Consider the following 5,997-nt stretch of genomic DNA (forward strand, 5'->3'; position numbering starts at 1 on the left):
CAAAGCCAAGAAAGAGCACGGAGTTTAATATTCCGTGCTTTTTTTGTACATCAGGAAAAGTCAAGAGGGTGAATCATAAACTTATGACACACCCTCACTTTACCAAAAGAGCAAGTACGGGTTCAGTAAGTCCAGTGGAAGGGTAGCAACTCAAGTAGTTCAGTCGAGCAACTCAAGTAGTTCAGTAAGACAATTCAAGTATTTCAGTAAGCGAGTTCAGACGTCTCAGTTAGCTGATGCAGACGTCTCGATAAGCTTACAGATACGTCTCCGTTAGCTTACGCAGTAATATCTGTAACCCGATGCAGCCATATTCTTAACCCGATACAGTCATATCCGTAAATGCTATACCGATCAAAATCGGCTGCAAGGGTACGAATTTCAGCGAATATTTGCAATACCTTGAAGTAGGTAAAGTTTATACGTGGATACGACGATATAGGGAATAGGTCTCTGTTGTATAGATATTATGGGTAGAAAAAAGACAATGAAGATGTGCCAAGCTTGGAAGCTCTTGGCACATCTTTGTTTTATGACGTTTAATATAACTTGAAATTAATGTCAAGTTTTATAGTCTGATTGAGTTCGGAACTATTGGTGAACGTCCCATAGAGTCTGCCATCAATGCCAGACCAAACACGACTTGAATAATCCCACGTCACGCCATTATGTTTCTCGGTTATAGGGTCTGGTGTAACCGTAAAATAATTCCATTCGGTAGAAATCTGAGAATGCTCCGTAGGAGTGTAAGTAACAGTATTTTCTGTTCTTGGATTCTCTACGGTAATATAGCATTTGTCCTTTGTTTGAACAGATGTAGGGTCATTGTTAGGTGATGCTATCATACAATTAGTCCTTGAAATATTATCAAGATGAAGGCAAAGGGTAACAACAGAATCTGGTGTATCTACAAGTTTTACCTTCCAGTCAAACATAGAGATCTTCTCTTCATTTTCTCTGACAATAAAATTATAATCAGATTTTGTAGAAGAAACCAAGGCGTTAATATCATTCATTGAGATTTCTGTGTCGTTCAACTTTCCCTTAACATAACTCTGATGATATATAACTTCTTCTGGCTCGTCATCTTTTGAGCAAGATGCCAATACTATTAGCATAAAGAATACCCATACAAGCATCTTGTAGTTTTTACTCTTCAACACTTTCTTTACCACGATTAAATTCATTTAAATACAATTTTTAATAAAACATTAAATTTTTCGGATGCAAAATTATAACGTTACTTCGGTTCGTGCAAGTCCAATCACCATGAGTCGGAGAAATTGGGATATGAGTCCCTATAAATTGCAGATGAATCTTGTCCTACTACCCAATAACATGGTTTGTAGGCGAAAATAACGGATTCATGGGCGATTTTTCGTCTTTCATAGCTCTAACTATTGGTAATTTCGTAAAAAAGCACTAAATTTGCACACAAAAATGAGTAATATGAGCAAATATAATAGTTTTATAAAGAATTGGTGCATCATATCCATCGCCACCTGTATTTTTTCCTACATAATGTGGGGATTGATGGACTTTGAAACATTCGTAGGCACAGGTCTCACCATTGAAGACTTGTGCTTCGACATTGCATATTGTTCCTTTTACACATTGTTTTCTTTGTGGGTTTCATTTTTCTTGGGTAACATCTTTGTAAGAGACAAGATAAGCTATCCTCGCTTTGCCACCCATATCCTATTGTTGCTGCTAGTCAATTCTGTTTGGGCTGTTGCATTTGAAAACATATTTGATAATCTTTGGCATGCTGGGAACAATGTGTATTGGGACAGATTATATGTTTTTGGATTAATCGCCACATTGCTGACCATGGTGAATGCGTGCATGTATTATTGTTCCATCCTCATCAGAAAAGAGAAGGAAAACGTAGTGCTTACCAATAATCTCTTGCGTCAGCAGATGAATCCGCATTTCATATTCAACAGCATTAACACGTTGGCAGACTTGATTGAGGAGAATCCTGTACAGGCAGAAAGTTTCACTCTGAAATTCTCTGAAATCTACAGATATGTAGTCACACATTTGGATGATGAGACGGTGCCTGTACATGAAGAGATTCATTTCGTGAAGAACTATTGTGAGCTTCAAGAGATAAGTTCTCCTCATACCATACATGTGGAAATTGCCGAAGAACTGGAAAGATGCAAGAATAAGACTTTACCATTGGCGATACAAATGATGGTAGAGAATGCGATAAAGCATAACTGTCATACTAAGGAAAGTCCGCTTTCTATCTCTGTGTATTGTCATGGCGAATATATTATCGTTAGAAATGTAGTGAATCCGATAAAGAGCACTTTACCTACAACACAAAAGGGATTGTCAAACTTGCGTCTGCGCTATAGTCAATTAGGAAAGGAACTAGTCGTTAGTAACGATAATAAATATTTTGAAGTCAAACTTCCAATCTTATCAAAATCATGAAAGTTTTAATCATAGAAGATGAAGAGCGTGGATTCTCAAGACTAAAGCGCCTCTTGCAAAACATAGACAACTCTCTGGAGATACAAGGACCACTGACCACGATGAAAGCAGTCATAAACTATCTGCAAAATCCGCATGATGAGGATATTATCTTTGCGGACATTAGATTGGGTGACGGTGATGTGTTCGAGGCTTTCTTGGAGATAGCCCCAACTTCACCTGTTATTTTCACCACGGCTTACAGCGAGTATGCTTTAGAAGCATTCAAAAGCAACGGTATCGCTTATCTTCAGAAACCGATATTGCATGAAGAATTAGAAAAGGCTCTTGCGAAAGCTAAAGCCATGTGTAATCAAAGCATAGACTACTCAGCCCTAATGGAGAAAATGGGGATGCCTGTTGGTAAGAAATGGAGAAAACATTTCCTTGTGCATATATTTGATGGCTTCAAACTTATCAAGACAACGGACATAAGCTATTTCTTCTCAGAGAATGGTGTTGTTAGAGCATTCCTTTGTTCTGGTAATTCCGTAACCATCAATCAATCTTTGAATGATTTGGAGCAGCAACTGAATCCCGATTTGTTCTTCCGAGTCAACCGACAATATATGGTGAATATTGATAGCATAGATAAACTCGCCAATTTCTTCAAATATAAAATGACCATTAGTCTTCATGGCTTCCCTGATTTGCGAATCGTAGTCAGCAAAGACAGATTTACACAATTGAAGAATTGGTTAGATAGATGAATTATGATATATCTTGGCTTAGGAGAGGTTGCATATCCATTAGCAAACTCCCTAATCCAAAAAAGAAAACTGTTGATAACAAAGAATAAAACATAATGAAGAATAGATTTTTAAGCATTGTATGTATTACTATTTCGATGATAGCATTTTGCTCTAACAAAGTTTACGCACAAAGCAAGTTTCATTTTGACATAGACTATCACTATAATCTCGGACTTTCAACTTCAAACACAAATGGAAGTGGACATTGGGGACGTGGTGATTATAAAATGGGTGGAAATTCCATCCATTTTACAGGTCGCTATGATGTAAGTGATAAGTTTTCAACTGGTCTCGGCTTTGGATGGGATAGATATACAGAGTTTGACTATAACACTCTGCCCATCTTTGCCACATTGAGATACAAGCCTATCAAGACTTTGAAGAATGCCTATTGCTTCACAGATTTAGGATATGGCATCAAGCCAGAAGACACCTACAATTCTGGCTTCTTGATGAATTTGGGTATCGGCTATACCAAGATGTTTTCCGCTCATTTCGGACTAAACTTTCAGATAGCGTATAACTATAAAATATTTGATGATGGAATCATGAGCTTGCAGTCTGACGAAAAGGGGAATTATCTTGACTGTGAATACGATGACACTATAAGACATTCTATCTCTTTCGGTGTGGGTGTTACTTTCTAAGTTCGTTTACTGTCATTGCCTTTGATGATAGTCATGTGTAACTGAGTACCATCCGTGAGGCGTTTGCATCAAACGGCATCGTATGTGACACTGCTGAATGCAGGAGAAGTTGAACGACAAAATGCGAAAGGATGATGAATTGGAAAGAATGAGACGATAAAATGGCATGAAGTAGGTATTTGGATTTTTTTCGTAGAAATTCAACAGAAAGTTAACAAAAAATTTGGTAAAGTGAAAATAAAAGCATATTTTTGCAGATTAAATAAGTACATAACATTAAAAACAAGAAGATTATGGCAATAGAAATTAAAACAATACCTGTCCTTCATGGTGAGGCAGCAGCTCGTTTCGTTGAAGCAGCTGATGAGGCATTGGAAAAGCGTGGCTCCATTGACTTCTCCAAGCAAGTAGCCAAGGCACGTGCTATATTAAAACGTTCAAAACTGTACATTTAAAATGTTAGAGCAATGTGATTTTATGGAACTGACAGAGGAAGTCTTGCAGCAATGCAAAGGCTTCACTTGTAAGGATGAGGACATAACAGAGTTCTTCACCCAAGACTATGCTGACTATACCTATCAGTTGCTTGGAAAATCATATTGTTTTGTTAAACCAGATACATCTGAAATAGTCTGCGCATTTACAGTCGCTAATTCGAGTGTAAAAGTAGATTCACTTCCTTCAAACCTTCGGAATAAGCTTAATAGAAAGATTCCGAATGCTAAACGAAGACCGCAGTATCCAGCAGTGTTGGTTGGACAGTTGGCAGTAAGCGATTTATTCAGTGGACATCATGTGGGAGATGAATTGTTGGATTTCATCAAATCATGGTTTATAGACCCATTGAATAAAACAGGATGCCGATATGTCATTGTTGATGCCGTCAACCATCCGAAAGTGTTTGAATATTATCAACGAAATGGTTTCAAGTTCTTGTTTTCGTCAGATGAGGAAGAATGGACCTTTTTGCATAACAAAGGTCTAGAGCCAACAACTCCGATAGAGCCGATGAAGACACGACTGATGTACTTTGATTTGATTTATCTTCGCACAAAATAACAAATAAAAGATTTGCAATTCGCCTCAAGCGAGAACGCAGCATCACGAATTTGGAGATATGAAAAGCCTACGGCTGCGGATTGCAAATCCGCTTTAAAGTGGTCGAGCCTTTTTTGTCTGCGGATTACAAATCCGCAGGAACGCCTAACGGCCCCTAACGGCCCCTAACGCCTAACGGACTTGCGAGCTGTTGATTTATGACACACCCTCTTGTGGACCTTCAGCCCGTACTTGAACCACATGCGAAAGTTCAGTATATTTATAAACAAGCAAGTTGATATTTATTCACTTGCGAAACTTGAATAAATTATAAATTGTAAATTATAAATTAATTATGACTCCTCCTCGACTCTTGTGGAAGTCTGTACAAGACTATGTTTTGATTGCGATAGGTATGATTTCCTACGCCATTGGATGGAACGTATTCCTCTTGCCAACCAATGTAACAGCAAGCGGACTTCCTGGTATCTCCAGTATCATCTATTGGGCAACCGGTTGCCCTGTGCAAATTCCGTATTTCATCGCCAACGCCACCTTATTAATATGTGCGTTCAAGATTTTGGGAGCTAAGTTCTGCGTCAAGACCGTTTATGCCGTCATCGTGGTAACCGCCTTGACCTCCTTCTTCTCCAGTCGTTTAGGCGATATTCATCTCTTGGAAAACCAACCTTTATGGGCTGCTTTCCTGGGTGCCGTTTTCTGCGGCTGCGGTATCGGACTCGGTTTCTCTGTTGGTGGAAGTACGGGTGGTACGGATATCATTGCCGCCATCGTCAACAAGTATCGCGACATTTCTCTGGGTAGAGTGATTATGATATGCGACATTTTCATCATCAGTTCCAGCTATCTGGTGGTTCACGATTGGGAGAAGGTGTTATATGGTTATGTGGTTCTTTGCGTTCAGGCATTCTGCATCGACCAGGTGGTAAACAGCAGAAGACGAAGTGTACAGTTCTTCATCATTTCGCAGAAGTATGAGGAGATAGGCAAGCGCATCAATGTAGATGCTGATAGGGGAGTAACGGTGGTGAATGCCAGCGGTTTCTATTCCGGTC

7 protein-coding genes are annotated in these 5,997 nt (G+C 39.0%); 6 read left to right on the plus strand and 1 reads right to left on the minus strand.

Annotation, left to right across the window (positions count from 1 at the left end; all coding sequences use genetic code 11):
* Window positions 1-539: 539 nt before the first annotated feature.
* A complete protein-coding gene (locus tag DW657_RS06460; RefSeq protein WP_118311866.1) occupies window positions 540-1,187 on the minus strand; it encodes a hypothetical protein in 648 nt (215 codons plus the stop codon).
* Window positions 1,188-1,779: 592 nt separating this feature from the next.
* Here DW657_RS06460 and DW657_RS06465 point away from each other — a divergent pair.
* The 6 genes from DW657_RS06465 to DW657_RS06485 form a co-directional block, all read left to right on the plus strand.
* The gene (locus DW657_RS06465; protein WP_158577325.1) at window positions 1,780-2,445 is read left to right on the plus strand and encodes a sensor histidine kinase; all 666 of its coding nucleotides are present in this window, start codon (window positions 1,780-1,782) and stop codon (window positions 2,443-2,445) included.
* A complete protein-coding gene (locus DW657_RS06470; RefSeq protein WP_089542934.1) occupies window positions 2,442-3,194 on the plus strand; it encodes a LytTR family DNA-binding domain-containing protein in 753 nt (250 codons plus the stop codon). The genes DW657_RS06465 and DW657_RS06470 overlap by 4 nt, the downstream gene beginning before the upstream one ends.
* A 95-nt stretch (window positions 3,195-3,289) precedes the next feature.
* Window positions 3,290-3,883: an MtrB/PioB family outer membrane beta-barrel protein gene (locus DW657_RS06475; RefSeq protein WP_233546633.1), complete on the plus strand. Its 594-nt coding sequence runs from the start codon at window positions 3,290-3,292 to the stop codon at window positions 3,881-3,883.
* A gap of 293 nt (window positions 3,884-4,176) precedes the next feature.
* Window positions 4,177-4,338, plus strand: coding sequence for a hypothetical protein (locus DW657_RS18150; protein WP_171479883.1), 162 nt, complete (start codon window positions 4,177-4,179; stop codon window positions 4,336-4,338).
* A 22-nt stretch (window positions 4,339-4,360) separates the two neighbouring features.
* A complete protein-coding gene (locus tag DW657_RS06480) occupies window positions 4,361-4,942 on the plus strand; it encodes an N-acetyltransferase (protein WP_233546634.1) in 582 nt (193 codons plus the stop codon).
* Between the two features lie 334 nt (window positions 4,943-5,276).
* The coding region (locus DW657_RS06485; protein WP_233546635.1) for a YitT family protein at window positions 5,277-5,997 on the plus strand (721 nt) is incomplete at its 3' end.

This window comes from Prevotella sp. AM23-5 (genome assembly GCF_003473645.1).
GTDB lineage: Bacteria > Bacteroidota > Bacteroidia > Bacteroidales > Bacteroidaceae > Prevotella > Prevotella copri_A.

Excerpts from the sequence above, each read along its gene's own strand:
- DW657_RS06475 (WP_233546633.1), top strand. The coding sequence starts at position 3,290 with ATGAAGAATAGATTTTTAAGCATTGTATGTATTACTATTTCGATGATA.
- DW657_RS06480 (WP_233546634.1), top strand. The coding sequence starts at position 4,361 with ATGGAACTGACAGAGGAAGTCTTGCAGCAATGCAAAGGCTTCACTTGT.
- DW657_RS06460 (WP_118311866.1), bottom strand. The coding sequence starts at position 1,187 with ATGAATTTAATCGTGGTAAAGAAAGTGTTGAAGAGTAAAAACTACAAG.
- DW657_RS06470 (WP_089542934.1), top strand. The coding sequence starts at position 2,442 with ATGAAAGTTTTAATCATAGAAGATGAAGAGCGTGGATTCTCAAGACTA.
- DW657_RS18150 (WP_171479883.1), top strand. The coding sequence starts at position 4,177 with ATGGCAATAGAAATTAAAACAATACCTGTCCTTCATGGTGAGGCAGCA.